Annotated in this window: 17 protein-coding genes; 3 read left to right on the forward strand and 14 right to left on the reverse strand. The window is 70.3% G+C overall.

Translation table 11 applies throughout. The features are described 5' to 3' along the window. Positions 1-68: 68 nt before the first annotated feature. From O0S08_RS31085 to O0S08_RS31125, 9 genes are all read right to left on the reverse strand, one after another. Positions 69-734, reverse strand: a complete 666-nt coding sequence (locus O0S08_RS31085; RefSeq protein ID WP_269032982.1) for an RNA polymerase sigma factor — start codon at positions 732-734, stop codon at positions 69-71. 348 nt (positions 735-1,082) lie between these two features. Beyond that, positions 1,083-2,093, reverse strand: coding sequence for a DUF4003 family protein (locus tag O0S08_RS31090; protein ID WP_269032983.1), 1,011 nt, complete (start codon positions 2,091-2,093; stop codon positions 1,083-1,085). Positions 2,094-2,209: 116 nt separating this feature from the next. After that, on the reverse strand, positions 2,210-3,559 hold the full coding sequence (gene ltrA / locus O0S08_RS51345) for a group II intron reverse transcriptase/maturase (RefSeq protein ID WP_503827484.1): 1,350 nt from the start codon (positions 3,557-3,559) through the stop codon (positions 2,210-2,212). A 795-nt stretch (positions 3,560-4,354) separates the two neighbouring features. Then, positions 4,355-4,993: a hypothetical protein gene (locus tag O0S08_RS31100; protein WP_269032984.1), complete on the reverse strand. Its 639-nt coding sequence runs from the start codon at positions 4,991-4,993 to the stop codon at positions 4,355-4,357. 322 nt (positions 4,994-5,315) lie between these two features. Beyond that, on the reverse strand, positions 5,316-6,611 hold the full coding sequence (locus O0S08_RS31105) for a cytochrome P450 family protein (RefSeq protein WP_269032985.1): 1,296 nt from the start codon (positions 6,609-6,611) through the stop codon (positions 5,316-5,318). Continuing rightward, positions 6,608-7,225 carry a TetR/AcrR family transcriptional regulator gene (locus O0S08_RS31110; protein ID WP_269032986.1) on the reverse strand — a complete coding sequence of 206 codons (618 nt, stop codon included), beginning with the start codon at positions 7,223-7,225 and terminating at the stop codon, positions 6,608-6,610. The genes O0S08_RS31105 and O0S08_RS31110 overlap by 4 nt, the downstream gene beginning before the upstream one ends. Before the next feature lie 341 nt (positions 7,226-7,566). Further along, positions 7,567-10,611 (reverse strand): NACHT domain-containing protein, encoded by a 3,045-nt coding sequence (locus tag O0S08_RS31115; RefSeq protein WP_269032987.1) that lies wholly within the window; start codon positions 10,609-10,611, stop codon positions 7,567-7,569. Between the two features lie 370 nt (positions 10,612-10,981). Next, a complete protein-coding gene (locus O0S08_RS31120) occupies positions 10,982-14,011 on the reverse strand; it encodes a serine/threonine-protein kinase (RefSeq protein ID WP_269032988.1) in 3,030 nt (1,009 codons plus the stop codon). A 79-nt stretch (positions 14,012-14,090) separates the two neighbouring features. Further along, on the reverse strand, positions 14,091-14,933 hold the full coding sequence (locus O0S08_RS31125) for a hypothetical protein (RefSeq protein ID WP_269032989.1): 843 nt from the start codon (positions 14,931-14,933) through the stop codon (positions 14,091-14,093). Between the two features lie 282 nt (positions 14,934-15,215). Here O0S08_RS31125 and O0S08_RS31130 point away from each other — a divergent pair, with 282 nt between their 5' ends. After that, entirely contained in the window at positions 15,216-16,256 is a 1,041-nt protein-coding gene (locus tag O0S08_RS31130) for a hypothetical protein (protein ID WP_269032990.1), read from the forward strand. 42 nt (positions 16,257-16,298) lie between these two features. Here the strand turns inward: O0S08_RS31130 and O0S08_RS31135 are convergent, their stop codons facing one another. The 5 genes from O0S08_RS31135 to O0S08_RS31155 form a co-directional block, all read right to left on the reverse strand. Next, complete coding sequence (locus O0S08_RS31135; protein WP_269032991.1) at positions 16,299-17,666, reverse strand: hypothetical protein; 1,368 nt, start codon at positions 17,664-17,666, stop codon at positions 16,299-16,301. A 57-nt stretch (positions 17,667-17,723) separates the two neighbouring features. Continuing rightward, positions 17,724-18,812 carry a hypothetical protein gene (locus O0S08_RS31140; RefSeq protein WP_269032992.1) on the reverse strand — a complete coding sequence of 363 codons (1,089 nt, stop codon included), beginning with the start codon at positions 18,810-18,812 and terminating at the stop codon, positions 17,724-17,726. A 239-nt stretch (positions 18,813-19,051) separates the two neighbouring features. Further along, the gene (locus O0S08_RS31145; protein ID WP_269032993.1) at positions 19,052-19,822 is read right to left on the reverse strand and encodes an SDR family NAD(P)-dependent oxidoreductase; all 771 of its coding nucleotides are present in this window, start codon (positions 19,820-19,822) and stop codon (positions 19,052-19,054) included. 14 nt (positions 19,823-19,836) lie between these two features. Beyond that, the gene (locus O0S08_RS31150) at positions 19,837-21,135 is read right to left on the reverse strand and encodes a family 1 glycosylhydrolase (RefSeq protein ID WP_371879503.1); all 1,299 of its coding nucleotides are present in this window, start codon (positions 21,133-21,135) and stop codon (positions 19,837-19,839) included. 466 nt (positions 21,136-21,601) lie between these two features. Continuing rightward, positions 21,602-23,344: an ABC transporter ATP-binding protein gene (locus O0S08_RS31155; protein WP_269032995.1), complete on the reverse strand. Its 1,743-nt coding sequence runs from the start codon at positions 23,342-23,344 to the stop codon at positions 21,602-21,604. A gap of 808 nt (positions 23,345-24,152) precedes the next feature. Between O0S08_RS31155 and O0S08_RS31160 the strand changes: the two genes are divergently transcribed. Then, positions 24,153-24,530, forward strand: coding sequence for a hypothetical protein (locus O0S08_RS31160; RefSeq protein WP_269032996.1), 378 nt, complete (start codon positions 24,153-24,155; stop codon positions 24,528-24,530). A gap of 330 nt (positions 24,531-24,860) precedes the next feature. Then, positions 24,861-25,580, forward strand: a complete 720-nt coding sequence (locus O0S08_RS31165) for a hypothetical protein (protein ID WP_269032997.1) — start codon at positions 24,861-24,863, stop codon at positions 25,578-25,580. Position 25,581 lies beyond the last annotated feature (1 nt).

Consider the following 25,581-nt stretch of genomic DNA (forward strand, 5'->3'; position numbering starts at 1 on the left):
TCGGGGCGTGTCCGGAATGGAGCGATCCGCGGGGTCCCTGCACGGATCGTCGCGCGGGTGCGCAGGCGTCAGTCGGCAGGGTCGTCCTGGCCGGCCTGGGCGGTGATCCAGGCGTGGATTCCCTGCTGCCAGGCGCTCATGGACATGGTCGTGGCGGCCAGCAATTCAGGCGAGTCCGCCAGCGCGGCCAGGGTCTTCTCGAGCGCCGCGCGACCGCGCTGGAGGCGGCTGCGCACGGTCCCCTGCGGGATGCGGAGGATCTCGGCGATCTGGTTGCACGGGACGCCCTCCCAGTAATTCAATTCGATGATGACTTGATACTCCATCGGGATCCGGCGGATCGCCTTCATCAACAGGCGCTGCTCGTCGCCGAGGGTGAGGAGATACTCGGGGTCCGGCTCGATCGAGGCCAGCGCGGTCCCCTGCTCGCCCGTGAGGTCGAGCGCCAGCGCGGGGCGGGCCCGCCGGAAGAACCCGGTCATCGTGTGGAACGCGATGCCGAGGATGTAGCCGCGCACCGTGCCCGCGATCTCCGGGTCGTTCTTCGCGTGGACGCACGCGAGGAACGTCTGCTGCACGAGGTCGGGGATGTCGTGCTTGCTCTGGACGTTGCGGCGAAACAGATTGGTGACTGGCGTCTTGTAGCGATCGTAGAGCTCGGCGCCCATCTGCGTGTCACCGTGCCGCCAGCCGAGCAGGAGGTCGAGGTCGGTGTGGGCCGAGCGGATGGGCATGACGCGAGGTCAAACTCGCAGAGCGGCCCTGATGCTGTCAAGAACAGGCCAGGCCCCGTGGGCCTGCACGACGCTCCGGACGACCGAAGGACGACGAGCCAGACCATCGACAGCACGGCGCCGAGCAGCCACGGGTCGTCGCGGATGCTGATGAACAGCGGAACTTTGCCGCCGTGCGCGGTATGGGGGCGACCAGCGCGGCGAGGTCGACGAGCGGCAGGATCGGAGCGAGCAGGACATCGACACGGCGAGTTTGCCGTGATCGAGCGGCGCCCCGTCGCGCGTCGAGTGATGCCCGGCGGCGCAGCGGCGCCGACGATCGAGCTGCCGTTCGTGGACGCGCGGTGCTCAGGTGGTCGTCGCGACCATCGCCGCGATCGAGGCAGTCTGGCGGGCCGTGACGATCGTCTGCATGTCGAGCAGCAGCTTGGCGTCGGCCAGCGCGCCGAGCTCGCCGGAGGCGCCGACGAGGCGGACGAACGCGAGGCTGGCACCGAGGCTGAGGGCGTCGCGCTCGCCCAGCCACTTGAGGCGGGCGCGCAGGCCGGCCTCGAGCTCCCGCACTGTGGCGACGATGTTCGCAGCCGACTGGGCGACGAAGCTGAGGATCGCCACCTCGTCGTACTCGCTGGTCCCGATCTTCGCGCCGGCGGCGCGGAACGCCGCGAGCAGCCCGCTGAAGCGCTCGACGATCACCGGCGCCTCGACGCCGCCGAGGTACAGGATGTGGGCGGCCATCTGCAGCGGGTCGCCGCGCGACAGGCCGGCCTGCTCGTGCAAGGCCTTGTAGATCGCGTCGGTGCCGGTGCCGATCGCCGCGGGCTCCTCCGAGCAACCGGCCAGCATGGCACAGGCCGGGAAGTCCTCGGGTCCGGTCAGCCACCAGTGGTGGGCCTTCATCGCGCCGTAGATGCCGTGGAAGCGCTCGACGTGCTCCGGCTCGATCCTGCCGAACAGGCGGCGCAGGACCAGCACCGCGAGGACCTCGTAGACGCCGCCGCGGCGCAGCCCGTCGGCGCGAAACATCCCGCGCACGCGCTCGAGATCGTCGATGAATGCGTCGGGGTTGTCGTCGGCCTTGACCAGCTGGGCCGCGATGACCAGGCGGACCGACTCGTCGACGCCGGAGAACCACCCGAGCCGCTCGCCGAGCACCGCGCAGGCCGTGCGGGTGGACGCGGCGATCCGCTTGGCGTCGCCCGGGGTCACGACCAGGGTGATCGCGGCGAGGCGGATCGCCGCCTTGTCCTGCATCCACCCGCGGCCGGCGTCGAGCGCAGTCAACAGCTCGTCAAAGCGCGCCAGCGGGTCGGCGGGCACCACGAAGCCGGGGTCACCTTCGAGGCTGCGAAACGGCATTGGTAGATCCTACTTTCCTTTCCGCATGTAGCGGAGAAGTTGGGCAAGACCCCCTTTCAAACCGTGCGTGCGGATTTCCCGCACACGGCTTACGGGTGGTCTCTCGGGCCGTCGCATTACGCGGCCTCCGGGTACTGCACGGTCCCACGCAGTCGGTGGAGCCCGTGGTTGTGGAAGAAGTCGCTTGTCCAACCTTCGACGTCGTTGGCTCGCAGGTGTCGGCCTTTGCGCCGCACCATGAAGTGCGTGAGCCGGCGCCATACGTACGTGTCGATCTGGTTGAACTTCGCCGCGGCGTTCCCGGTGCGGAAGTAGTTGCCCCAGCCGCGCAGCACCGGGTTGATGTCGCGGACGATCACCCGCACATCCTTGACCCCGTTGCGGCTGCTGCCGGTCAGCTCCTTCACGCGCTGCCGCACCCGCGTCATGCTGCGCTGTGAGGGCCAGCGCTGGAGGAAGTACACCCTTCGGCCTTCCTTCTCCCAGATCGGCCCGGACATGCGCTTGCGCAGGTGGCAGCCGAGGAAGTCGAAGCCTTGCCGTCCCCGGCTCAGCTCGACCCGCCTCGTCTTCTCGGGATGCAGATCCAACTTGAGCCGTCGCAGGATCTCGCGGACCCTGGCCTCGGCCGCCTCGCACGCCTTCGCGGTCCTGCAGAGGATCACGAAGTCATCGCAGTAGCGCACGAGCTCGCCCAGGTGGGCGTGTCGTCGCTGCCACAGCTTGTCGAGGACTGCGAGGTAGATGTTGGACAGCAGCGGTGAGATCACGCCGCCCTGGGGTGTCCCCGAGAGCATCGCCGTCACCTCGCCATCTTCCATCACACCGGCTTCGAGCCACTGCCGTACCAGCTTGAGGACCCGTCTGTCCGAGATCCGCATCTCGACGAGCTTCATCAGCCGCTCGTGATCGATGCTGCCGAAGTAGTCGCGGATGTCGGCATCGAGCACGTGGTTTCCACCTCGTGCTCCCAGCACCCGCAGTCGCTCGAGCGCCTGCGTCGCGCTGCGCTTGGGCCGAAAGCCGTACGAGCACGGAAGAAAATCCGCCTCGAAGATCGGTTCCAGCACCAGCTTCGCCGCCATCTGCACCACTCGGTCCCGGACTGTCGGGATCCCCAGCGGCCGCTTCTTCCCGTCCGCCTTCGGGATGTACCGCCGCATGACCGCGCTCGGTCGGTACGTCCCCGCCTCGAGCTCTGCACCGATCTCTTCGAGAAAGCGATCGACGCCGAGCTCTTCCACCTCGGACAGCGTCTGGGCATCGACCCCCGCTGCCCCCCTGTTCTTCTTCACCCGCCTCCATGCTTCCCTCAGGACGTCACGCCTGGAGATGCGGTCGTACAGCGCATGGAAACGTCTTCCCGGATGCCGCTTGGCTGCGGCCCACAGTCGGCGTCGAAGTTCTCGCACTTTGTCACGCGGCCTACGCCGCATGGGGTTGTTGGGACCTGTCCTGCAGGCCATGCCCTCGCGCTTACCTTCTTCTCCGACACGACCACCCCAGGGGCCCTTCCCTCCGGCGGCGTTGTTCTGCGCCACCATCATCGGTACTACGACCCCCTCGGACTCCCGCTGCACAGCGCTCGACTTCGCCTTCGGCTTATACGAGTCGCTTCGCCCCGACATGGGCCGTGCAGACGGGCCTCTCCTGTTCCGCATCGCTCCTTGAACGCGTGCTGCGCCCCCTACCCCGGGAGGACCCGCCGCGCTTTCTACTCCGGATGTCTGCGCGGTGGACGTGGCCTTCGCCGTGGCATGAGCGGCTCGGCTCCCCCATTGTTTCTCTGTCGAGGCTGCAGGCTTCACTTCATGTTGCGGCCCGCGTTCTTGCTCCCTCCGTAGAGGCACTTGACGCCCCGCTCGGGCCACGACGATCTCTCGCCGTACCTGGGGCCTGCTACCGGGCGCTCCGGCGCCTACCCGGACGGGACTCTCACCCGCTGGAACGGTGCAGCATGACGCGGCCGAGCCGCCCCCTTCGGGGTCCTTCTCGTCCGCGTCTTCAGGACGCACCATGCGGCCAAGGGTACCCCCGTCCGGCGCGCCGCGGCCGGCCTTCGAGCCGTTCGCGTCGTGCGACCGGGCACACCCGTGATTGCCGGCGGCCGTCCCCGCGCCCGATTCGGCCCATGCGCCCCGCCCGCTGTCGCCGCGACCTCGTCGCGGGGGCACCCGCGCGCTGCCTCTGCACAGTTGCTTCGCCGACATGTGCGCGCACCTCGAGGGCGTGAGGGGCGCTGCTTCTGCCCACCTCGTCGCTCACTGGCACTGCTCGGGATATTTGGCGCAGATATCCTCCATGCTCTCCTCATAGGGAGGGTAGCGGTGATCGTTGCAACCGCATACCCGCTGGCAGCACAGATCGCCGATGTTTATGAATATGGTGCAGCTGACGCCGGTCGCGCAGCCGGGGATGTCGGGACAATCCTCGTCCGTCGCGCAGGTCTGGGTGCAGCGCGAATTCGCCTCGACGAAGGCGGACGGCACGGTGCAGAGGCCGTGCTGTTCACACACCGAGCCCTCCGTCTGTGCGGCGCACTCGGCGTCCTCCTCGCATTGGGGCGCCGGCACATCATGGACGAGCAGGCATATCCCGCCCTCGCACAGCGGCTGCAGGCTGAGCGCGGTGAACACAATATCCGCGCCGAGCCCGACCAGCTCGCAGGAGGAGCCGTAGGGGGTGAGCGCAGGGTCCATCGAGGTGCTCGAGACCCCCCCGTCCGTGGTGACGCTCATGCCCGGATCGAGGCTCGTCGGCTCCGAATCACCGAGGGTGTCGACACTCATGCCGCTGCCGCCAGTCGTGAGGGTCGCGCCGACGTACTCCGGCGCCAGCGGGCAGGCAGTCCCGGCCAGTACGACGGCGAGGAGCAGCGAGCGGATGATGACGCGTGACATCGCGGGTTCGCAGGGGTGGAGGCGCATGATGGCGCTGGATCTCCGGATCTTGGCGGATCCGTCGGCAAAATTGCACAGCCCCGCTGGAAGCCGGTGCCCGCCGTGTTACTGCCCGGCGAACAAAGGGTTCGGAGGGATGCTGTCGAGCATTTGCGTGCAAGGGACCCGCTGTCGACCGCTTGTCCGAAGGCCGCCTCGCCCGCGCCGCCCCTTCCCACGCGGATCGGCGGCGAGGGTGACGCCTCCGCAGTGAGGGGCCAGCGCGCGAGGGGCGAGGTCGGCGCTGAATCACCGACCCTCTCGCGCGAGAGTCGAGACGGCGTCACTGGCTCGCCGAAGTGGGGCTCACCGCCGACGGGTCGGCCGCGCCGCCGGGACGGTGGCCCGAGTCGAAGTGCTTCGGCGCCACGTCGCAGCGCACCGGCAGCGCCGTCAGGCCGCGCAGGATCTGGTTCGGTTTCCACCGCAGGGATCCGCGCGGCGCCGCGAGCCGCAGGCCCGGCATGTCGCGCAGGAGCACGCGGAACGCGATCTGTCCCTCCAGCCGGGTCAGCGGCGCACCCAGGCAATAGTGCGGGCCGCCGCCGAACGCCAGGTGGCGGTTGGGCTCACGGTCGAGCTTCAGCTGCTCCGGGCCCGCGAACATGTCCGGGTCGTGATTCGCGGACGCGAGCGAGGCGAACACGCGTTGGCCGCGCGGAATCGTGTGACCGGAGTAGGTCACCGGCGCAGTCGTATACCGCTCGGTGCCGAGCTCGACCGGGCTCGTGAATCGCAGCAGTTCATCGACCGCCGAGGGCATCAGCGCCGGCTCTCGCGCGAGGCGCTCCATGGCCTCCGGCTGGTCGAACAGGGCCAGCGTCCCGCTGGCGATCAAGTTCACCGTCGTCTCGTGCCCGGCGATCAGCAGGAGCATCACCATGGACAGCAGCTCGTCGTCGCTGAGCTGGCTGCCCGACTCCTCCGCGCGGATCAGCGCCGCGACGAGGTCTTCCCCGCCCTCGCTCCGCCGCCGCTTCACGAGGCCACGGACGTAGCGCAGCAGCATCCACAGCATCGGGATGGACAGGAGCATGTCGGTCGTCGTGACCATGCGGAGCAGGCGGTTCGTCCACCGGCGGAAGCGCTGGCGTTCATCGGCCGGGACGCCGAGCATCTCGCTTATCACAGTGATGGGCAGCGGCGCCGCGAAGTCCTCGAGCAGATCGATCGACCCGCGCGCCCGCGCCTGCCCCGCGAGGTCGGTAGCGATGGCCTCGATCCGCGCGCGCAGATCTTCGACGCGGCGCGGAGTGAACGCCTGGTGCACCAGCGACCGCAGCCGCCCGTGATCCGGCGGATCTTGATCGAGCATGGTCTTCGAGAGCGGGCGCAGGAAGCCCGGCATCCACGGGACAGTCCGCTTGCGCTCCGCGTCCGTGAGCGCGGTGAAGGGGTTCTTGGCCAGGCGCGGCTCCTTGAGCGCCGCCGACACGTCCGTGTAGCGGGTGATGAGCCACGCCGGCTTCTTGTCGCCCGCCGTGAACCGCACGACCGGCGCCTCGGCCCGCAGCCGGACGTAGAGGGAAAACGGGTTCGCCTTGTGCTCCGCTGTCGCCAGCGTGGGGATGTCGATCATGATCGCCTGCCTTTCCTCGTCTTCGTCGTTGTTCGCGCCGCGGCGGCCGGACTCGCCTCGACGCGGGCCAGCGCGATGAGCTCGTCGCGGAGCGCACGCTTCTGCTTCGCCGTCAGCGCCGCGATCCCGACGGCCTCGGACAACCAGAAGCCGTCGAGGGCGGCCTGGATCAGCATGGCCCGCCCCTCGGGGACGCCTTCGGCGACGTCGCGCGCGACGGTCTGGGCGTTGAGCTCGCGGGCGAGGCGCCTGACCGCGGGTTGCGACTGCACGGCCTCGACGAAGGCGAGCAGCAGCGCCTGGGGCGCCTCGGCCTCCTGCCGCTTCGAGTCGAAGGACAGGACGATCTGCGCGCGCAGCCTGGCGCCGCGCGGCTGCGGATCCTTCGCCGCCAGCTCCGCGACGAGGCCGTCCATGCGGCGCACCAGCCGGTCGAGGAGCGCCAGGATGAGGTCGTTCTTCGTCTTGAAGTGATGGAAAAAGCCGCCCTTGCTGAGCCCGACCTCGGTGATCACCGCGTCGACGCTCAGGCGGCTCATGCCTCGCTCGAGGATGAGCCGCTGAGCGGCGTCCAGGATCCGCTCGCGCGCGCTCTCGTAGGTCCGTGCCGCCACGGGCCATACTATACCGACTGGTCGGTCGGTATGCCAACGCTCGCGTGAAAACGGCGGTCCCGGCCGGCTGGCCGGGGCGCAGCGCTCGCTCTCCGGTCCGAACCTCCGCGGCCGGCCCGCCCCGGCTGACGCTATCGACCTCGGGTCAGAGCCTCGACCTCGGCGGCCGGGGCGCGCTGGCCGAGCAGATCGAAGCAGTCGTCGTCCGGACGATCGGCGCGGATGAACTCGACCGCGCCGACGAACGGCGACGCCTCCCCGACAGAAGCAGCAGACCGGTCATGACTTCGGATGCGCCGTTGGAGCGTCTTTCTCGACAAGCACACCTCGACGTTCGACGTTCAGGCTCTCGAGCGGCGGTCGCGCTTGACGAACGGCTCGAGCGCGAGCGCGAACTCGTCCGCGAGTTCCGTGTATCCGTGCACCTCGTCCGGGCCGATATGGCGGTAGTACCACCAAAGCACCCATTCCGCGTCGTCTGCAGGCTGCTCCTCGATACTACGGGCCTCGGCGCGAATCTCACGTCGCGTGCTCCGCTCGGACCATCGATCGATCTCCAGACACTGCAAGATCTGTCGGGCCGACTCCAGCGACAGATGCGACAGGCCATCCCGGAACACGTCATGTCTCCGCAGGGTTCGAAGGCCCTCGACCCGGAACTGCGGCGTCCTGAAGCGCCCCAGCCACGACAGGACCTCCCGCAGGTCCTTCGACCGCCTCATGTCCTCGATCGTGCTCCGAAAGAGCGACGAATCCCGGGACCGATTCACGGCCGACCAGAGGATCCAACTCCCGAAGACCACCACGAGGCCGATCAGGGCGATCAGCCCGCCCGCGTTCAGGAACCCGGACCGCTCGAGCGCGGGCAAGATGAACGCCAACAAGATGAATTCCCCCAGCAACACGACCCCGAGCCACTGGGCTTGCTTGGACCAGTGCCACCACAGCAGAATCGCGAGCGGCGCGAACGGGCGCTGCCACCCCTTGACGAAGAGGCCGCGCAGGTTGCCCCACATGGCGAACCCCGGCCAGAGCGCAAGATAGCCGGTCACGACGAGCACAGGCACGGCGATCTCGTGAGGAATAGCGCCCCTCGCTATCCGGCTGACGTCGAACGCAAAGGCCAGGCTGAACAGTCCGGCGAAGCGCATCGACGTGATCGCCATGCACTTGAGCGAGCTGCGAAGCGCCCACCCCAGCAGCGATGACAGCGTCAGAAACACGAACAACGCATGAGGAAGCCAGGTGCGAGCCTCAAGCCCGGCGAGGACGGACATGCCCCCCAGGAGGGTCAGGAAGGCGACCTGCAGGACGGCATCCGTGACCGGCAGCGCCCGCAGCGCACGCGCCGTGCCGATCCAGCGGTCAGGATCGGGGAGCCTGCCGAGTTTCAACTCGATCCCGAACCGCTCCTCTCTCAGCTTCCCATTCTCGGTCATCTCCTCGAGCATGTCGCGGATGCTCGTGCGCAGCTTCGGCGTCGCGGTGCGCAGCCGGTGGACCTGAAGGAAGGCCGCGTCCTGCAGCATGCGGCTGCCGGAGAGCAGGGCAAAATCGATGTACTCCACGAGCTCGACCTCCGGAGCCGTACCTGCGACCTCGAGCGCCCACTTCTGGTCGAGAATGTTGCCGCGCTCGAGCGCCCGCCGCACCAGCCAGGCGATGTCGTCCACCAGGGCGTCCGGAAGTTTACCCCCGTAGGCGAAGCCCACCTGCAGCACCTCGAGCACATGCAGCGCCTTGGGCGGCCACACGAACCCGAGCTCCTCCTCCGGGCTCTCCGACGCAGCACACCTGTACTCGCGAACCAGCTCCGCGGCCGTGTCCACGAGCGGCTTCACCGACGCTCCGGACAAATTCTGGAACATGGCTACACACGCTTCCCGCCAGCGATAATCCTTGAGCAGCAACCGCGGCGAGACGAGCCCGGGGTTGTGCACGAGATGTGACGATACGAAGAATTCTTGCAGGCGCCGGTGATGCGCGAAGCGGACGGTGCTCCTGGCCGGTTCGTCCTCACAGCGCTCGATGGCGAGCAGGTGCGCCATCTCCAGCGCGTCGAGGAGCGAATCTTCGAGCGTGTACTTGCCGTTGCTGACACGATCGATGAGCGCGCCGCGGGTCGGGCGCAGGCCGAGCTCCGGATCCCTCGCCATCGCCAGCGCGATGAATTCGGCGGCCGCACGCAGCTCGTCGACCGTCCTGCCGAATTTCTGCGCGATCCGGTATCGATCGCGCTCGAGCCTCCGCTCGACGAACGCGGCGAAGAGCTGGTGCGCGCCCTGCGGAACGGCGCGCGTCTCGTTGGCATGGCTACAAAGCAGCGTCAGCATCAGCGGGTTGCTGCACAGCTCCTGGAACTCGCGCGAGCTGATCTGCAGATGACCCACGATCTGGCGCGCGAGGGCGGGATCCTCCACGTGTCGACGGATGAACTCGACGCGCTTACCGTCGGAGAGCGGTCTGATCAAGAAGTGCGCCCACCCCGGGCGGTTCGGCCCGCGGAACCGTCGTGACGCGACCACGACACGGCACGCGCTCATCGTAAAGGCGAAGTCCTGGATCGCCCGCGCGTAACTGTCGACGATCCTGTCTTCCTCCGTGCTCCCGAGTACGTCCTTGAGCTCGTCGAAGGAGTCGAACAAAAACAGCAGCCGCCCCTCGCGGCACCAGGCGTGAAAGTCGGACGCGATGAACGCTTCGATGTCGGGATGTCGGACGCGACGCAGCTCCTGGTGGACGAACGACTCGATCAACTCCCGGTCGATCGCCCCGCCGGGATTGCGCAGGCGCTGAAGGTCGAGGTAGAGCGGGACGACGGTCGCGCCGCCCGAGCTCATCTTCTCGAGCCACCTCCGCGCCAGATGGCGCAGCGATACGCTCTTCCCGGCGCCGGGATCGCCTTCGAGGTGAATGAGCTTGTGCTTACAATGGAGCAGCGCCGCCGACAGCGACTTCTCGAGCCGGCGGTCAGGAAGCGTCGACGAAGACCACCGGCGCTTCGCCTCGACCTCGACTTCGACCTCGGCCTCGAGTTCGGTGTAGTACTGCTCCCGCCAACCCGTCTCGCTGCTGTGGTTCGCCAGATTGACGAACGTTTGCGCGAGCAAGACCTGGCGTCGAGACAGCCCCGTCGCCCCGGCGAGCCGCCGAGCCGCGAGCAGGTTCCACAGCTCTGCGACGCGATTCAGCAGCGCGAGGCCGACCACGACGACGCCGATGATGACGAGGAGCCAGGGGGGCACTCCATGCGCCCGAAGTAGATCGAGACCTTCGCTTCCGTCGCCGAGCACGTCCTGAGGGTAACAGGTTTGATCGACGCGGGCGAGGCGCACGCGAGGCGTCAGCTCGAGGAGGATGTACGGCCGGCCGATCCTGCGGGGCAAGAGCACCGACGATACCGTCAAGCCGCGGCCTGGAAGGCGGCCCGACCTCCATTGCGTGCGTTCGGGACGCGCCGCCACAGCGCCGAGAGAAGACGCAGGGCATTGGCGTGACCAGGCGGCCCAAGGCAGCGAGCCGGACGTTCGCTCGGGCTCGGGTCCACGGCGAGAACTTGAGCTCGCCCTCGGAGTTTGACGCCGCGGTCTTGGCGTGGTCACGATGTAGCGGCCGAAGGGACGGGCTTCGCCCCGCTCGTCCATGGCTATCGCCGGACTGCATTCGTCCGACAGGCTCGAATGGGCCGAGGCCTCATGGCGGGCGAGCTCCGCCACCCATCGCTCCTGGGCCCACCGGTGGCAGCGCTCTCGCCATTCATCCCGGGGCCCTCTCGTCAATCCCGGCCGGCGCGCGCGGCCCGTCGTGATTCGCCAGCCAATCACCGACGCGCGCCGCGTCGGCGTCGCCCACGGGCGTCGCGAGCGAGCGAAAGCCCGCCTCGGCGCGAGCGGCCAGGCGCAGCGCCTCGTCCTGGCTCTGGCCGGCGTCCCACAGCGCGCGCGCCAGCAGGAAGCGCACCCTTGCGAGGAGCGACGGCAGCACCTGGTGCTTCTCGAGCAACGCCTGCGCCCGCTCGAGCGGAGGTATCGCCGCCGCCGCGTCGCCGCGGACGACGTGCGCTTCACCGAGGCCCGCGAGCGCGAACGCGTTGTCGATGAAGTCGGGGCCCTGGGCCTTCTCTCGCAGGGCGAGCGCCCGCGCGTAGTGCTCCAGCGCCGCCTCGACCTCGCCCCGGCGCAGGGACACGTCGCCGAAGCCCTCCAGCGAAGTGCCGACCCCCTCGTGCTCCGGGCCGAACACTTCCTCGTAGATCGCGCGCGCGGTGCGATAGGCGGCGAGCGCCGCGTCCAGGTCCCCGAGTTCGCGCTCGGCGTTCCCGATCGCCAGCTGAGCGTCGGCGACCAGCGGGCGCGCGCCCTCGGTGGCCTCGAAGCTGCGGAGCGCTCGCCTCGCCACGTCGAACGACTCTCGCACCCTCCCCAGCTTGCGCAGCGCTCCGCTCATCGCCAGCAGGATCACCGCCACCTGCGGATGGTCCTTGCCGCGCGCGGCCTCCACGATGGCCAGGGCCTCGGCGAACACGGCCTCGGCCTCGACCGCTCGATCCTCCAGCATGGATTGATTGCCGGTCCGCACGAGGAGCCCGCCGTAGGCGGGATGCTTGGCGCCGAACAGCCGCCGCGACAGCTCCGTCGCGCGACGCAGGTGCTCGCGGGCCGCCTCGGCGTCGCCCTGCGCGCTGGCTGCCATGGCGACGAGCTCGAGCGATTGCACCGTGTGGCGGTGCTCCGCCCCGAACGCCTGCTCCCGGACCGCCAGCGAGGCCGCGTACTCGGCCCGCGCCGCGGCGAAATCACCAGAGTTGTAGAGCAGGCTGCCGAAGTTCGCGCGCAGCGCTCCTTCGAGCTCCGGATCGGCGCCCCACCGCTCGAGGGCGGCCCGCGCATGAAAGGCCCACTCGCGGCCGGCCTCCGCCTGGAACAGCTGCGAACCGACCACGAACACCAGCGCGATGGCGGCGCGCGCGACGGTCCGATCGTGCCGCCCCGCCTGGGCCACCGCGTACGCCTCGCGCAGCGAGGACTCTGCCGCCTTCGGATCGACGGCCTCCAGCTGAATGGCGCCCAGAGTCTCGAGCGCCTCCGCCTCGGTCGGCGGGTGTCCGAGCGCCCGGGCCCGCAGGACCGCCCGCCTGGCCTCGGCGAGCCCTTCTTCGTGCCGCCCGAGCGACGCCAGGAATTTCGCCCGCGCCAGCACCGTCTCGATGTCGCGCGCCTCGGCGGCCTGATCGCGGCCTTCGGGGGCACGTACGGGCCTTCGCAGCGCCTCGAGGTTCGCACAGGCGGCGATGCTCGTGAGCCTGAAGGCCGCGTCGACCGCCTTCGTGACCCCGTCGGCGTCCACGTCGCCGAGCAGGCCCGTCAATGCTCGGACCTCCGTCAGTCGGCGATCGAGGCAGAGCATCCGCAGTGACAGCAATTCGTCCGACTGCTCGCCACGGACGCGCGTCGCCTCGCACGCGTCCGTGTGCATCGCCGACCATTCGCGCCCGTACGCGTCGAGCGTGCGCGCGACGGTGTCCCACATGTCCTCGGCGTGCGCCAGGCCGGTGGCCAGGAACCTGTGGCGAATCGTCGCTCGCGCATCGTCGCCCCAGACCTGGGCGAATTTCGCCGCGCTCCCCTGACAGAGCGCCGCCGAAGCGCCGCCGAAGTGCGCCGCTGCGAATATCGACAGTCCGAGGACGCCCGCCCCGAGCCCCACGACGGCCCGCCTCGCCCAGGTCTGCCGCGGATCTTGCGACAGCGCGGCGAGCAGGGCATCCATCGCCGGGAAGCGCGCCTCCGGGGCCAGGCGGAGGCCGCGCTCCAACACCCGCCGGACGAATGCAGGGACCGCCGGGCCGCCTTCCACGGGCGGGAGCTTGCCTCTCTGCGCCTCGGCGCGGAGGACCTCGCGGGTATTGATCGTATACGGTCGCCGCTGGTACAGCGCCGCGAAGAGCGCGACGCAGAAGCTGAATTGATCGGCCCTCGCATCGACCTCGCTGCGCTCGAACTGCTCCGGCGCCATGTAGGCCGGGGTCCCGAGGAACGCCCCCGCCTGCGTGATCTCGTCGAACGGCTCGACGACGTCCGCGGAGCTCGAGACGTCCGCCTCCGTCCCCGACGCGCTCGAACGGACGAGGCCGAAGTCGGCCACGCAGACCCGCCCGTCTCGGCCGACGAGCACGTTGGCGGGCTTGAAGTCGCGGTGGATGAGCCCCTCCGCGTGGGCCGCCGCCAGCCCCTGGCCCACCTTCTTGAAGAGCTCCACGATGGCGCGCCACGAGTGCTCGCGCTGCGCGAGCCAGGCGCCGAGAGTGACCCCCTCGATCAGCTCCATGGCGATGAAGACGCTGGGGCCGAAGGTTCCGACGTCGTACACCGCGACCACGTTGGGATGGGACAGACGCGCCAGCGCCTGCGCCTCGCGCAACAACCTGCCGCGCAGCTCGGGCGAGCGGGCCAGCGCCGCGCTGCGCAGGAGCTTCAGCGCGACCTTGCGGTTCAGCTCCGGATCGTACGCCGCATAGACGACGCCCGTGCCGCCGACCCCCAGCGTCTCGAGCACGACATAGCGCCCGACGAGGGCGCCCCGTCTCAACAATTGGTGCGACTCGCCGTCGCCGACGGGGGACGTGACGGACCCCGAAGCGGATTGCGAGGAGTTCCTGGCGAGCGCGGACAGCAACCTCCGGCACGCGCCGCACGAGGCCGCGTGCGCCTCGACGCGGGCGCTCTCCTCCCGGGAGAGCATCCCCGCCACGAACTCGGTGATGGTGTTCTCCTCGGGACAGACCATCGGCGGCCAGAGATAGGACGCCAGGGCAGGCGTGTCCACCGGCCCCGGGCTTGCTCGTCGCGACCTGCGCGCTCGCTGCTCAGGTCCGGTCGATGGCGCCATTCACGCTGAGCTGGCTCTGGGCGAACTCGAGGAGGCGCTCGAGCTCGTCGCCCCACAGCTTGTGATGGCTCATCAACGACCGCCGCACCTGCGCGAGCAACACGCCGCGGATCCGGGCGAGGTTGCGGCTGATGGTCGAGGGCGCCACGTCGTACAGACGCCCGAGCTCGACCACGCCGACGCCGTCGAGGTGATACTGCAGCAGGAGCATGCGATCGCGCGCCGGTAGCCCCGCAATCGCCCCGTTCAGCGCGGCTTGCACGATCTTGCGGGCGTCCTGCTTGAGCTGCGCCAGCTCCGGGGTGTGCCCCGGATCGACGCTGAGGGCGTCGAGCAGGTCATCGTCCGTGGGCTCCTCCCGGGCCGGACGCGCGCCGTCGATCACGACCCTCGCGGCGACCGTCCGCACCCAGCGGCCGAGCTCGCCGCGCCCGCCGTAGCGGACGATCCGGGGCGGCGTGTCGCCGTGGGCCAGGAACAGCTTCTGGCGGACGAGCTGCTTCTCGTCGTCGGAGGTGCGTCGGTCCCGGGCGATGAATTCGGCGTCGAAGGCGGCGATCGCCGGCGCCGAGCCGCCTGCGCACGCGCACGCGAGGAACAGCTCCGCGAGCCGCAGCTGCGCCAGGGCTGCCTCGACCGGCTCGGTGCCCGCGGGCAGGCGCGCGGCGATCCAGGCCGCGTAAGCCTCCGGATCGGCGGTGACGCCGGGCCAGCGGCGCGTCGCGTCGTCGATCGCCCCGGCGAGGAGCCGCTCGACGGCCTCCACGTCGTGGCTCCGCTCACCGCCGAGCAGCGACAGCAGGCGCGTGGAGAGGCGCATGGGCGGATTTTAAACCCTCACGGGTCGAGGCGTTGCGACGAACCGCGAGCCTCCGGCGCGACAAAATCCGTCAGGGCATCCCGGATGAACCCGCTGCGGACGTCCTGGGGCCCAGCCGGAGCGTCCTCCTTCGCGGCTGCCGACGCGAGCTCGAAAAAAACCCGCAAAACGTCGAGTCGGCCCCCGTCTCCTTGTCGGACCGGGCGCCTGCAGCCCGGAGAAGCGCTCATGTCCCTATCCTCATTCCGAACGCCGGCTCGTCATGACTTTCTCCTTTGCGCTGTGCTGATCGCAGCCGCCGCTTGCGGCGATGACTCACAAATCACCAGTGCGGCCGGGTCCACGACCACGGAGTCCACCACGGAGGCCGGGAGCACCGCCCAGGACACCTCGGGCGTCGATCCGACCGAGGCGACCGCAGGGACCGAATCGACGACGACCGCGGACACCGCCGTGCCGACCTCGACCTCGACCTCGACCTCGACGACGGATCCCGGCACCGACACCACTGCGGAGGGCACCTCGACGGACCCCGGCGCGACTGCGACGAGCACGAGCACGGGCGACACGACGACGGAGGACAGCACGAGCTCGTCCACGGGCGGCGAGACCGGGGTGGACCCCTGCGGGCCCGACGCCGAGGGGCCGCTGCTCAATTGCTATGTCGGCTGTCCCGACGAGCTGTTCGCGGTCCCGCCCTACGTCGAGGAGTTCGACGATCCTGCCCAGTACGACGCCCACTGGAAGGGGACCTGGGCCGCGCCGACGGTCGCCGGCGGCTCGCTGAACTTCGGCCCGCACCCGATGACGATGGATTGGTGGGACAACTACAGCCCGACCTGGTCGAAGGAAGAGTACGGGGACACCCTGCTGTGCGCGCGCCTGCGTCTGACGCCGCCGACGGTCGCCATCCCCGACGAGGACATGTTCGAGATCACGATGCGGCTGCCGGAGGACGCCGCGTTCGAGACCGGCGCGATGTCGCTGGGGCTCCTGACCGCGGAATCGCAGCTGGTGTTTCGCACCCGCATCGACGAGGCACAGTGGCAGGACCACGCCGACGCCCCCTTCCCGCTCGACCGCGGCGCCGAGAATACGATCGACGTGCTCATCTACGCCCAGGGGGACAAGTACGTCGCGGAGCTGCGCAACACCGCGTACCCCGACGAGATCACCGTGCTGCCGGCGACCGCACAATTCAGCCCGACCGGCCTGGTGAACCTCCTCGGCTGGCGCGACAGCGCGGCCGTCCACGTCGATCGCCTGGTGCTCGGCGGACCCGCCGCCGAGGTGTACGACCGGCTCGCCGCCGAATTGCCGTGAGGACGCGCGACCGCCGGAGGACGAATCACCCGCGCCGCTGTCTCAATCCGCGAGCCGCAGCGGCACGTCTTCGACGCGATAGCGCGAAGAGAACAGGTGGCCCCGGCGCTCGCGCAGCAGCATCGGCCGGGTGAGCGCATGATCGCCGCGCAGCGGGACCTCGACCCGGTAGATCACGGTGGTGGTGCTGTCCGCGGCGAGGTCCCGGACCTCGTGACCGGCGACCGTGGCCCGCTCGGGGAGTAGGCCGACCTCGCGGCCGCCCGCGAGCACCAGGCGTAGATCCATCGGGATCGATACCAGGCCATCGGAGCGGCTGGTGATCTCGACGGTGAGGCGACACGCGCCGCTCGGCTCGAGCTCGCAGCGGTAGTCGGTGGCGGCGAGCTCCAGCTCCCCGAGGCGGCCGGATCGGGTGCGCCGGGCCCATCGCTCGACCTCGGGCGCCGCGGCTCGCTCGAAGCAGAGCTGGGCCGCGAGCAAGCGGTTCGTCCGCTCGCGCACCTCCGGCGCGTCCCAGCCGCGCAGCGACGCCGCCCGCTCCAGCGCCGCGCGCAGGTCCGTCATGCCGCTCCCCGCCAGGCCGAAGTCCCAGTCGCCGGGCGCGAGCTGCGGCGCCCACCGCTGCAATCGCGCGTCGAGCCGCATCAGCGTCTCGACGTAGGCCCACTGCACCGCGTCCGCGTCGAGGTGTTCGCAGCGGACATCGACGGTGCCGCGCCACATGGCCCCGCTGGTGCCAGTGAGCGGGCCCCCCGAACCGTACGGCAGGCCGAAGGTGATCAGCGGATCGTCGGTGAACGAGCTGCCGCCCCAGTGCACGTCGCGGTCGACCACGGCCATGCGCAGCACGTCCCCGGGCGCGAACGCGGTGACCCCGTCGAGCACGAACATCTGCGGCACGCTGTCCGGCCCGTGCACCCGCTGCGGCGGCGTCTTGCCGACGACCTCGTACACCGTCGTGAGCTCGACCTGGGTCAGCGGATCGGCGGCGAACAAGCCGCGCCGACGCGTGCGGTCGTAGGTCAGCCGGCACAGCAGCGGGGTGCTCGCGCGGCCGCCAGCGGGCCACAGCTCCTCGTAGCGGAACCCCGGATCGAACGGATAAACGCGCGACTGGTCGACCACCCACGGGGGCGCGGCCGCATGGTTGAGCGCGGCCCGGCCGCGCAGGTCGCCCGCGGCAGGCGGGCCGGCGTAACCGAGCGCCGCGGCCGGGTCGGCCTCGGCGGAACGATCGCAGGTCCGGTGGGCAGCCTCGAAGCGCGCCGCGGCGCAGCCGGAGGCGAGCGCCGCGAGCAGGCACAGCGCGGCCGCGGGTACGCACGGACCGATCGAGGAGACCCCCGGTCGCCTGTCTCGAGCTCGCCAGTGACCTCGTCGGTGCCGGGTTCGGATTGTGGTGACCATGCAGCCAGGGGCATTTCTAGGCGAATTGCGCCGGGGACGGCAAGTCCGTCCGCGCCGTCAAAACCGGATCAGCAGCCCGTTGCCCGTCGCCGCGATCCGGGTGGCCGCGGCTTGACGACGCAGCCCGTAGTGGGCCGCGACGATCCCGACCACTGCGAACGGCAACGCCACGACGAAGCCGATCAAGCTGCCCGTCTTCGCGTGCGCGGCCGCCTCGTCCCGCTCGGCCCGGGTCGGGAACATCCGCTTGCCCGACTCGATCGCCTCGCCGCGGCCGATGTAGAAGAAGCCGACGCCGAGCCCCACCAGGGCGGCCACGCCCGCCGCCCCGGCGACCGCGAAGTAACGACCGCTGGATTGACGCAGCTCGCCGCGCCACGCCTCCTCGCGCGCCTTGTCGGCCTCGTCGAGCTGGACCAGCCGGGCGTCGCTGGCGGCGACGCCCAGCTTCGCGCGTTCGAGGTCGGCCTCGGCCGCGTCCACGGCCTGCGCCGCGGCGGTCGCATCGCCGCGCAGCTTCGCCAGCGCGGCCTCGTCGGCCGCCGTCGAGCTGTCCTTTCGGCCAGGTGTCGCCAATGCGCCCGACTGCACCGGGACCCACGGATCGGCGAGGCCCTCGTCGCGCAGCGCGGCCGCGACGGCGTCCTGGGCCGCCTTGCGCGGCAGGTCGCGCAGCGCCGTCTCGTGGTGCTTGCGGCGGAGCTTCAAGGCCGCCTTGCGGCACGGCTCGAGCCCCGCGATCGCGGCGTCGCGCGCCGGCTCGGACACGTACTCGGCGAGCTGGCGCCGCAGCGCGATCAGGCGCTCGACCTCGAGGGTGCAGCCGGACGCGCCCGCGCGGGCCTCGGCGATCGCCTGCGCGTAGCGCTCGCCGTCCCGCTGCTGCGCCACCGCGTCGGCGTCGGCTTTGCCCTCCGCGGCCCGCAACGCCGCCGCCGCCGCGTCCTCGGCCTCCCTGGCCTTTCGGACAGCCTCTCCGGCCTCCGCCTCGGCGGCCCGGATCGCGCGGCCGGTCGCCTCCTCCTCCGCGTGCGCCGACAGGTCCTTGCCGGGCATCGCCGGCGGGGCGAGGCGACACGCCCCGACCACCAGCGCCACCGCCACCGAGCTCGCTGCGATCGAGTGACGTCGGGGAGGCCTTCGCAACGGCCGGAGTATCACCGACTCGAGAGCGCCCCTCAAGCCTCGTGCCCCGCCACCTGCGGACTCGCGCCGATCCCGCCCCCCTCCGCTGACGTCCAGGCGCCTCGGCCGCTGGCGGCGCTCGAGCGGCCGCGATGGGTGATGGCGAAGCACCCGCGATGGACCGGGCCGGAAACCGCCGAGAGGGCGTCGCGCTCGCGGTGAACGCGGGCCCCGACCGGCGTCGACGGGACCACGCCGACTCACAGGCGCGCCAGTCGGCCGCCGTCCACGACGACCGCGGTCCCCTGCACGAACGCGGCCTCCGGCGCGGCCAGGAACGCGATGGCGGCCGCGACGTCCTCGGGCTTTCCGACCTCGGAGCGATCGATCCGCTCCACCCCGGACTTCACGTTGGGGTTCTCCCACAGCATCGGCGTATCGATCGCCCCGGGCAGCACCGCGTTGACGCGGATCCCTCTCGGCTTGCCCTCGATCGCGGCGCTGCGGGTCAGCGACACCAGGGCTGCCTTGGCCGCCGCGTACGGGGCCACGTGCGGCTCGGTCTCACGGGCCTGGATGCTCGAGACGTTGACGATCGCCGCGCCGGCGCGCATGTGCAAGAGGCCCTGGCGGATGAACAGGAACGCCCCCATCAAGTCGACGCCGAGGACCCGCGTCCAGTCGGCGCTCGTGAGGTCGATGAACGGCTCGAAGGTCATCAGGCCGGCGTTGTTGACGATCACGTCGACGGCGCCGAAGCGCTCGAGGGTCTTCCCCACGCAAGCCTCGACCTGCTCGGCCCGGCTCACGTCGCAGGCGATGCCGAGCGCCTCCGGGGCGCCGGCGGCGACGAGCGACGCTGCGGCGGACTCGGCGGCCTCGCGGCGCAAGTCGGCGAGCACCAGCCTCGCCCCCTCGGCGGCGAGGCGTCGGGCGGCGGCGAGGCCGATGCCGCCCGCGCCGCCGGTCACGATCGCGGTCTTGCCGGCGAAACGTCGGCTCGAGAGGGGTGCTTCGGCTGGGTTCTGCATGGTCGACTCCCGGCTCACGATTGGTCGTTCGACGGCGCCTTCTGGTAGCGGCGCTCGCGGTTGCGCGCGCCGGCGGCGAGCTGCCGCGTCGCCGAGTCGCCGTGCTCGCTCGGCGGCTGCACGGGCAGGCCGAGGACGACGCTCTGCGTCGGCAGGACCTCGCGCCACTCGGTGATCAGCTGCCGGTAGACCTCGGCGACCGCGTGGGGCTCGCGGTCGAGGTCGTAGAGGCCGAGCGGATTGACGCGCCCGTTGTCCTCGCGCAGCGCGGTGTCCCAGTCGACCTGGTCGATCAGCGAATACCAGGTGAAGCCGACGATCGGCAGCCCGTCGTTGCGCACGCGCAGGACGTTGGCCCACTCCTTCCGCAGCCACCGAACCGCCTCGTTCTTGCCCGGGCCCTCCATCAGGTTGGTCTCGGTGTGCATGATCGGCAGCCGGTAGCGCTCGTAGTACTGATTGGTGATCACCGCGTAGCCGAAGATCTCGCCGGACGCCTCGGTGGTCCCGTCCGGATGCACGAGGTGCTCGTTGGTCGAATAATAGTCGTTGCCCATGACGCAGTGGTGCTTGAGCCGGCCCTCGAGGAAGAAGTGGTACTCGTCGCGCGTCAAGCCGTTGTCGAGCAGGTACTCGTACATCGTCGAATTGACGCGGTGCCCGTAGTTCAGATCGAGCGACAGGAACCGCACCGAGTTGAGCGTCTCGGCCCGGCGGATCGCGGCCGGGTTCTGCGCGTGGTAGTACTCGCTGGACTCGCTCTGGATGAAGATCGCGTCCGGCCGCAACTCGAGGATCCGGCCCATCGCCAGCACGTTGGCCTTGACGATGTGCTTGAGCGCCGTCACGAACGACCGCTCCGTCGTGAGCTGCTCGTTCCACCAGCCGTACTTGGCCGAGAACAGCGCGCAGATGTACATCTCGTTGATCGGCGTGTAGAGCTGGACCCACGAAAAACGCTCGGCGAAGGCGCGGGCGTAGTCGGCGAACAGCGCCGGGAAGTCGGGGTTCTGGAAGTCGCCGAGCCAGTCGGGCACGCCGAAGTGGCAGAGGTCGGCGATCGGGACGATGTCTCGCCGGCGGAGCTCGGCGAACGTCTCGTCGGCGAAGCCCCAGTCGTACTTGTCGGGCCCGATCCAGGTCCTGTGAATCGGCGGGCCGTACCGCAGGTAGCGGATCTCGCACTCCTCCACGAGGTCGAAGTCTCGGCGCCACTGGTCGTAATGGCGGCACTTCTCCATCTCGTCGACCCGCCGGCCGCCGACGCGCGGGCAGCTGTTCTCGATGCCTGTGGCGAACATGAAGTAGATCATCGCGCCGAGTCGCTCGCCGTCCTTGACCGGGATCGGGGCGCTCGCAACACCCGAGCGCGCTCGACTGCACGCAGGAGAGCCGAAGGTGAACGCAGGAGGAGCGTCTGCCAGGCTCGGCCTTTCGCGGCCGCGAGTCCGCTGCCGGCGCCCGCGAGATGTCGGGTGCGGTCTGGAGCGCGACCGAGGGAAGGGCCGGCAGTCCCCGACTCACGCGCGGACGAACCGCCACCGCGGACGCCCGTCGAGGACTCGCTGGCGGCCACGGCCAGCGCCCACAACAACGGCGACGGCACCTTCGGTCCGAGCGCCGCGTACGCGACGAATTTCGACCGGGCCCTCGCCGCCCGCGACATGAACGGCGACGGCAAGGCCGAGGTCGTGTACCGCGGCAAGGCTGTTCTACGTCTCGAGCGCCTGTCCCTGAGACCATGCGGAAAAGCGGCGCCGCGGCAGAGCAGCATGCCGGTCATCCGTCGCCGGCCTGGTGGCGGACGAGGCGGGTGTAGGCGCCGTTGCGGGCGAGCAGCTCGCGGTGCGTGCCGCTCTCGACGACCCGGCCGGCGTCGAGGACGAAGATCCGGTCGGCCTTGCGGATCGTGCTGAGTCGATGGGCGATGACGAAGCAGGTCCGCGACCGCATGAGGACCTCGAGGGCCCGCTGGACCACCGCCTCGTTCTCGGCGTCGAGAGAGCTCGTCGCCTCGTCGAGGATCAGGATCCGCGGGTCCTTGAGGATCGCCCGGGCGATCGAGATCCGCTGGCGCTGGCCGCCCGAGAGGTTGACGCCGCGCTCGCCGAGCCTGGTGTCGTAGCCGTCGCTGAGGTCGGTGATGAACTCGTGGGCGGAGGCCGCCCGCGCGGCCGCCTCGACCTCTTCATCGGTCGCGCCCGGGCGGCCGTAGGCGATGTTCTCGCGGGCCGTGCCGGTGAAGATGAACGAATCCTGCTGGACGATGCCGATCGCGGCGCGCAGCGCGGTCAGCGAGTAGTCGCGGACGTCGATCCCGTCGATCAACACCCGCCCGGCGGTGACGTCGTAGAGGCGCGGCAGCAGCGACACCAGCGTCGACTTGCCGGCGCCGGAGGGGCCGACGACGGCGATCAGCTCGCCGGGGCGGGCCTCGAGCGTGACGTGGTCGAGCACGCAGGGGGCGTCGCCGGCGTCGCTCGTGGTCTGGACCTCGCGGTCGTCGTCGAGGCGCACGCGCGTCTCGTCGCTGTCCTGGCTGTAGCGGAAGCTGACGGCCTCGAAGCGGACGTGGCCGCGCCGCGGCGCGACCGCGTTCGGCCGCGGCGACTCGACCACGCTCGGCTGGACCTCGAGCACGCGGAACACGCGGCGCATCGCCGAGACGCTGGTCTGATAGACGATGTTGAGCTCGGCGAAGCGGCGGACCGGGCCGAACATGATGAGCACGTAGCCGAGGAAGCGGGTCATGGTGCCCGCGGTCATCTCGCCGTGGAGCGCGAGCCAGCCGCCGTAGCCGACGACGAGGGTCGTGCCGATGTCGACGAGGAGCTCGCCGAACGAGGCGACGAGGTGGCCCTCGTGGCTCTGCGCGACCACGAAGCCGTGGTGGCGCGCGACCTCGTCGGCGAAGCGCTCGGCCTCCCGCTGCTCGGCGGTGTAGGTCTTGACGAGCGCCTGGCCCGAGAGCTGCTCGACGAGGTTGCCGGAGATCCGGGTCAGCTGGCCGTGCATGCGCTCGCTGGCCCGCTGGACCCGCGGGTTCATCACCGCGAACACGAGGCCGTACAGCGGGAACAGGACCAGGCACGCGAGCGTCAGCTTCCAGCTGATCGAGAGCAGCAGCGCGACCGCGATCGCCAGCTGCACCGCGTCGAGGACGGCGACGATGAGGCCCATGTAGATCAGCGAGGCCGCCTCGTGGACGTCGTGGACCACCCGGGCGAGGATCGCGCCAGTGCGCTCGCGGGTGAAGAACAGGAGGCTGAGCTTCTGTAAGTGGTCGAACAGCTCGCGGCGGATGTCGGCGACGATCCCGTGGCCGAGGCGGATGTTGAAGTGGCCCCGGCCGTAGACGACGATCGCGTGACCGACGGCGGTCAGCGCGGCGAAACCGGTCAGGCGGAGCAGCGCCGCCACCCGCGCCTCGAGCGGGAAGCCCGGGTCGCGCGGCGCGACGATCACGTCGACGGCCGAGCCGATGATCCACGGGTACACGAACGACAAGGCGAAGCCGAGCACGCCGAAACAGACCGTCCATGTGGCGTACTTTCGGTGCGGCCCGACGTATCCGAGCAGCCTGAGCAACGGCGAACGGGCCGCGTTCGCCGCCTGGGCAACGGCCCCGGGCGCGCGCGCGTGGCGATGCGGCCGGGTGCCCGCCGTGAGGAGATTCGCCCTGTCGGCCCCGTGCGGCGAGCCTCGCGGCACACCGCCGCCGCCTGCGCTCGGCCAACTCGTCGCCTGCGAATGCGCCGGCACCGAGACGCGCCATGTGCTTCGTCGCGTCATGATGCGGGTGTTGCAGCGCGTGAGCCTGCTGCACCAGGCGTGTCGCCGTCGCAACACAGGAGATCGCCAGGGGGAGCCCCTGTCGGGATGCGACCTCCTCCGCGATTCGTAGCATCTGGGTGCAGGCCTGCAAGCGAACGCCCCAACGACCCAGGTCGCGGCAGGCGCGAACCCAGGCGGAGCGCGGCTGCCGTCGACCACGCGACCGACGAGCGCTCCCATCCGTCCGCCGCGGCGCCGGCCGGTCGCATGGCGAAGCACCTCGGATTCACCTGCTGGCAGGGTCGACTCGAAATGCGCAGGGCCGAGGCCGTCGTCCTTTAGAGATCGATGCGCAATTCGTGGGCCCGAGCGCCTCGTCTCCGCGCTCGCACGCCGGCACTCGAACTCGAAAATACCCCTGATCGGAGAGGGCGAGCGCCACGCGGGAGGCCGCCGCCTGCGCCCCGGATCGGGCTGAGCGGGGCCCGTGCCCGCCTTCGAGACGTGTTCCTGGACCGCCTTGCGCCGCCTCGCACCACTCTCATGAACCTTGCCCATGCACAATCGGTGGATCATCACCTTCACGCTCGCGCTCGGCTCTTCGGGGGTCCTGATCGGTTGTCCGGACGAGGACGGCAAGAAGACCACGACCTCGGAAGGCACCGGCACGACCGGCACTGGCACCACCGCGACGACGGAGACGCCGGGCACGACGACCAACATGAACACGACCGCCGGTACCGAAACCGGCGGCGCCACCACGGGAGGCACCGCGACCACGGGGGGCACCGCGACCACGGGGGGCACCGCGACCACGGGGGGCACCGCGACCACGGGAGGCACCGCTACCACCGGAGAAACCGCGACCGCGGGCACCACCGGCGGAACGACTGCCACCACCGGTGGCTTCGGACCCAAGTCGCCGACGAGGTGATGGCGACCCGGCCTCAGCCAAGAATCGCCGCGCCGTTTCGGCCCGCCGGGACCGCATGGGAACCACCTGCCGCCGCGGCGAGCTCGCCAGGCCGCTCGGCTGTCCCCGCGCCCCTGCCCGCCCTCGCCCAGCCGACCGGCGAGGCGGGCGAGTGACCGCATTCGCCGGGCGAGCGCCCGCCGCGGTCGCCCGGCACTGCGCCCATCGAGCCGGACAGGCCCGACGAGCCGATTCGACCGGACCGACGCAAAATAATAGTACATGTCTCTTCAGTCATGTCCTATCCATGTCGGAGTTCCCCTGAAAGAGCGTATGAAAGGGCATGCCAACATGTTCAGGTCGAGCATTGCCGCCGTCACCGCCGGCATCAGCCTCGGCGGCCTCCCGCTGGCCCCGAATCAAGCCGCCGCGAGCCCCTACCTCGTCGATCTCGCCGCTCGAAGCGACCCGCCCGCCGGCGACGAGTCCACGCATACGCACGAGGTGCTCGAAGCCCTGCCGACCCCGCCCGCGCCCAGGATCGCCATCGACACGCCGGCCGTCCAGGTCCCCGTCGCCGCCGCTCCGCACCCCATAAGTCCCGCCAGCACGGCCTTTTTCGTCGGCGCGCCCCGATCCGTGCCCCGTCCGCCGGACCTGGCGCCCGCACCCGCAGGCGGCCTCGGTCTCATGATCACCGGCTTCTCGATGTTCACAGTGAGCTACCTGCTCACCGCCTGGGCCGGCTCGATCGTCCAGGACGGCCAGAGCGCATGCGACGGCACGCGCGAGCAGTGCCGCGAGATCGGCAAGGCGCTGAGGATCCCCTTCGCCGGCCCGATCATGGCCGCGCGGGAGCTCGACGGCACCCAGGAGATCCTGGGCCTCGTCCTCGTCTCCGGCGCCCAGATCGCCACGTTCACCATGGGCCTCGTCGGCGCCGTCCGCCAATTGCGTTACAAGCGGTGGGAGCGCAACCTCGGCGGGATCCCGCTCGGCGAGTCCGGCCTCGCGGTCCAGCCCATGCCTCGCCGCGACGGCGGCGGCCTCGGTCTCAACTACCGCTTTTAGA

The organism is Nannocystis punicea, from assembly GCF_026965555.1.
Lineage (GTDB): Bacteria > Myxococcota_A > Polyangia > Nannocystales > Nannocystaceae > Nannocystis > Nannocystis punicea.

Coding starts and splice junctions, on each gene's coding strand:
- O0S08_RS31165 (WP_269032997.1), top strand. CDS start 24,861: ATGTTCAGGTCGAGCATTGCCGCCGTCACCGCCGGCATCAGCCTCGGC.
- O0S08_RS31135 (WP_269032991.1), bottom strand. CDS start 17,666: ATGGTCACCACAATCCGAACCCGGCACCGACGAGGTCACTGGCGAGCT.
- O0S08_RS31145 (WP_269032993.1), bottom strand. CDS start 19,822: ATGCAGAACCCAGCCGAAGCACCCCTCTCGAGCCGACGTTTCGCCGGC.
- O0S08_RS31120 (WP_269032988.1), bottom strand. CDS start 14,011: ATGGTCTGTCCCGAGGAGAACACCATCACCGAGTTCGTGGCGGGGATG.
- O0S08_RS31160 (WP_269032996.1), top strand. CDS start 24,153: ATGCACAATCGGTGGATCATCACCTTCACGCTCGCGCTCGGCTCTTCG.
- O0S08_RS31105 (WP_269032985.1), bottom strand. CDS start 6,611: ATGATCGACATCCCCACGCTGGCGACAGCGGAGCACAAGGCGAACCCG.
- O0S08_RS31100 (WP_269032984.1), bottom strand. CDS start 4,993: ATGTCACGCGTCATCATCCGCTCGCTGCTCCTCGCCGTCGTACTGGCC.
- O0S08_RS31125 (WP_269032989.1), bottom strand. CDS start 14,933: ATGCGCCTCTCCACGCGCCTGCTGTCGCTGCTCGGCGGTGAGCGGAGC.
- O0S08_RS31150 (WP_371879503.1), bottom strand. CDS start 21,135: ATGATCTACTTCATGTTCGCCACAGGCATCGAGAACAGCTGCCCGCGC.
- O0S08_RS31090 (WP_269032983.1), bottom strand. CDS start 2,093: ATGCCGTTTCGCAGCCTCGAAGGTGACCCCGGCTTCGTGGTGCCCGCC.
- ltrA (WP_503827484.1), bottom strand. CDS start 3,559: ATGGCCTGCAGGACAGGTCCCAACAACCCCATGCGGCGTAGGCCGCGT.
- O0S08_RS31085 (WP_269032982.1), bottom strand. CDS start 734: ATGCCCATCCGCTCGGCCCACACCGACCTCGACCTCCTGCTCGGCTGG.